Annotated in this window: 3 protein-coding genes; all 3 read left to right on the top strand. The window is 42.0% G+C overall.

Annotation, left to right across the window (positions count from 1 at the left end):
* On the top strand, nt 1-631 hold a 631-nt coding region (locus tag LD39_RS16095; RefSeq protein WP_035549691.1), incomplete at its 5' end, for a cytochrome d ubiquinol oxidase subunit II.
* Nucleotides 632-722: 91 nt separating this feature from the next.
* A complete protein-coding gene (locus tag LD39_RS16100) occupies nt 723-1,388 on the top strand; it encodes a TrkA family potassium uptake protein (protein WP_035549694.1) in 666 nt (221 codons plus the stop codon).
* Nucleotides 1,389-1,569: 181 nt separating this feature from the next.
* The gene (locus LD39_RS16105) at nt 1,570-3,294 is read left to right on the top strand and encodes a pyruvate oxidase (protein ID WP_052158914.1); all 1,725 of its coding nucleotides are present in this window, start codon (nt 1,570-1,572) and stop codon (nt 3,292-3,294) included.
* The last annotated feature ends 87 nt before the right edge of the window (nt 3,295-3,381 follow it).

The raw sequence follows: 3,381 nt of genomic DNA on the forward strand, positions 1-3,381 counted from the left end.
CGCTTCATTGTCTACTGCATTGACGATCTCTGAAGGTGGTTTCATTGAAGAAACGGATACAGGGGTGCATTTGCTTACAGGCGAACTGCTTACAAGTCCTTATTCATGGAGTGTTGTATTTTTAGCGATCGTTTCTGTCTTATACATCAGCTCTATGTTTTTAACGTATTATGCGAATCGCGCAGGAGACCAATCAGCGTTAGAACTAGTGAGAAAATATGCCTTGTTTTGGAGCTCTCCTACGATTATTGCCAGCTTGACGACATTTATTGCTTTAAGTCAACAGAATCAAGATCACTATCAGCGTGCAATTGAATTATGGTGGGTGTTTGGTATATCTGTTGCCTTCTTCATGGCTGCTGTTTTCCTCGTTTATCAAGGAAAGCATTATGGCTGGGCGTTCATTGCAGTGATGTTCCAGTTCTTAGTCGCCTTCTTTGGATACGGAGCTTCACACTTGCCGTATCTGCTTCACCCTTATGTGACCCTTTCGAGTGGTGTAACCAATGAAACGATGGCTGTAGCACTCATCGTTGTGTTTATTGCCGGTTTGCTTTTACTCCTCCCATCTCTCATTTTATTAATGAGGATGTTCCTGTTTGATGCAGATTATATTAAAGGGAAAAAGTAGAGAAGTGCCATCTTCTCTACTTTTTGTGTTTTATCGAAAGTTGTATGATAAAATAACCTTAGATTTTGATTGAGAAGATGGAGGATATGTCATGAAAAAAGAATTCGCCGTTATTGGGCTTGGCCGATTCGGAGGCAGCATTTGCAGAGAATTAAGCCGAGAAGGCATGGAAGTTCTTGCTTTGGATCTGGATGAAGATAAAGTGAATGAATATAGGGATATTGCAGCTCATGCCGTCATTGCAGATTCTACGGACGAAAACGTATTGAGAGAGTTAGGCTTGAGAAACATTGATCATGTGATTGTAGCAATTGGTGATAATATTCAAGCAAGCATGCTCACAACATTGATGCTGAAAGAAATGGGCATCAAAAAGATTACCGTAAAAGCACAAAATGATTACCATGAAAAGATTTTGAATAAGATCGGTGCCGATCACGTCGTTCACCCCGAGCGTGACATGGGTAAACGAATTGCACATAATATTATTTCGAACAATATTCTCGACTATATTGAATTATCAGATGACCATAGTGTCGTCGAGGTCAAAGCGGGAAGTAAGATGAGCGGTCGTACCCTTGTAGACCTTGACATCCGTGCCCAATATGGCTGTAACGTTGTCGCGATTAAGAGGAAGAAAGATGTTATCGTTTCTCCTATGGCCACAGAGGAGATTCGGGAAAGTGACATTTTAATTGTCATTGGTGCAGATAAAGATATCAGCCGGTTTGAGAAGAACTTGGTTGTAGAAGATTAAGCAGAATCCCTGCCTATATTATAGGTAGGGTTTTTTTGTTGAGAATCTTTTGAATATGCTCCTTATTTTCACAATAGTTACGGTTTCGTTTCCAATATTAGTTTATCTTTTATGAATAACGGTAATACAGAAAGCTAAAGACTAATCAATATACCAGGGAATGTGAAAGGATGAGCCTGAAATGTTCAATGAAAAACGTACTGGGGATGTAATGGCCCAACAACTAATTGATTGGGGCGTTGACCATATTTACGGAATGCCGGGAGATTCTATCAACGAATTAATTGATGATTTAAGGAAAAGGCAGGAGGAAATATCTTTTATACAAGTACGGCATGAAGAGATAGGGGCTCTCGCTGCTGCTTCTTATGCCAAATTGACAGGGAAGCTAGGGGTTTGCTTATCGATTGCAGGTCCTGGAGCCGTCCACTTAATGAATGGCTTGTATGACGCAAAAGCTGACAAAGCACCTGTTTTAGCTATTGTCGGCCAGGTGCATAGTGATGAAGTAGGGACAGGAGCCTTTCAAGAGATCAATCTCGAGCGTATGTTTGATGATGTCTCTGTTTGGAATAAACGTGCTGAAACAGAAGCACAGCTCCCAGACTTGCTTGATCAGGCCGTTAGAGAAGCCTATGCTAATAGTGGGGTTTCTGTCCTGATCGTACCTGATGATTTGTTTGCCAAGAAGCAAAAGGATGATGTCCGCTTAACCTCAAGAGGTTATTACAAGCCTGATATTGTGCCGAAGACCGTCCACATGATGGAGGCAAGAGATCTTATTGAAAATGCTGAAAAACCTGTGATCATAGCTGGAAAGGGAACGGTAGATGCAAAGGAAGAATTGATCAATTTTGCAGAAGCCATTAAGGCACCGATCGTTCTTAGTCTCTTGGCAAAAGGTATTATTCCTGATAATCATCCCTACTGTCTGGGGCAACATGGACAAATCGGAACAAAGCCTGCTTATCATGCTGTAAAAAATACAGACTTATTAATACTTATCGGCACACAATTTCCTTATCGTGACTTTTTACCGGATCATGTAAAGGCCATTCAAATCGACTATCGACCAGAGAACTTAGGAAAGTATTACCCGATTGAATTAGGCCTTGCTGGCGACGCGAAAGAAACGTTGGCTGGTTTAACTGAACTGATCACTCCAGTGGAAGAACGTTCTTACCTCAATGAGTATCAGGAGAAAATGAACAATTGGCGCATCGCTTTGCAGGAAGAAAAACGATCTACGGAGGATCCGCTCCATGCTCCGCAAGTTATGTATGAATTGGAGAAGCATATGAAGTCAGGAGCAGTCATTTCAGCGGATGTCGGAAATGTTACGGTTTGGGTATCAAGGTTCTTGCCGTTAGTCGATCAAAAATTCATTATTTCAGGTTGGCTTGCGACGATGGGAAGCGGTCTGCCGGGTGCAATTGCTGCCCAGAAAGCTTATCCTGATCGCCAAGTGATCGGAGTTGCAGGAGATGGCGGTTTTACGATGGTGATGCACGACTTCGTCACGGCCGTGAAGTATGATTTACCGATCAAAATGATTATCCTTAATAACAGTAAGATCGGAATGATTAAGTATGAGCAGGAGCAGATGGGTCACGTCAATTATGCCACGAATCTAGGAGAGATGGACTTCGCCAAATTTGCAGAAGCCTGCGGTGGGGAAGGGTACAGGATAGAAAGCTACGATGAGCTTGGGCCAAAAATGGAGCAAGCGTTCGTATCAAATAAACCAGTGATTATTGATGTCGCTATTGAGGACCAAGCTCCACTACCGGGTCATATTGATTATCAATCCGCAGTGAATTTCTCTAAATATATCGTTAAAAACTTTTTTGAAACAGGCTCGCTTGATTTGCCTGACATGAAAAAAGCGATCAAGCGTTTAACTTAAAAATAAGCATAATTAAAACCCCGCTGGAAAACAGCGGGGTTTTTACTATACTCACACTTCCATAATGATCGGCAGGATCATCGGGCG

This window comes from Halobacillus sp. BBL2006, assembly GCF_000786645.1.
Lineage (GTDB): Bacteria > Bacillota > Bacilli > Bacillales > Halobacillaceae > Halobacillus.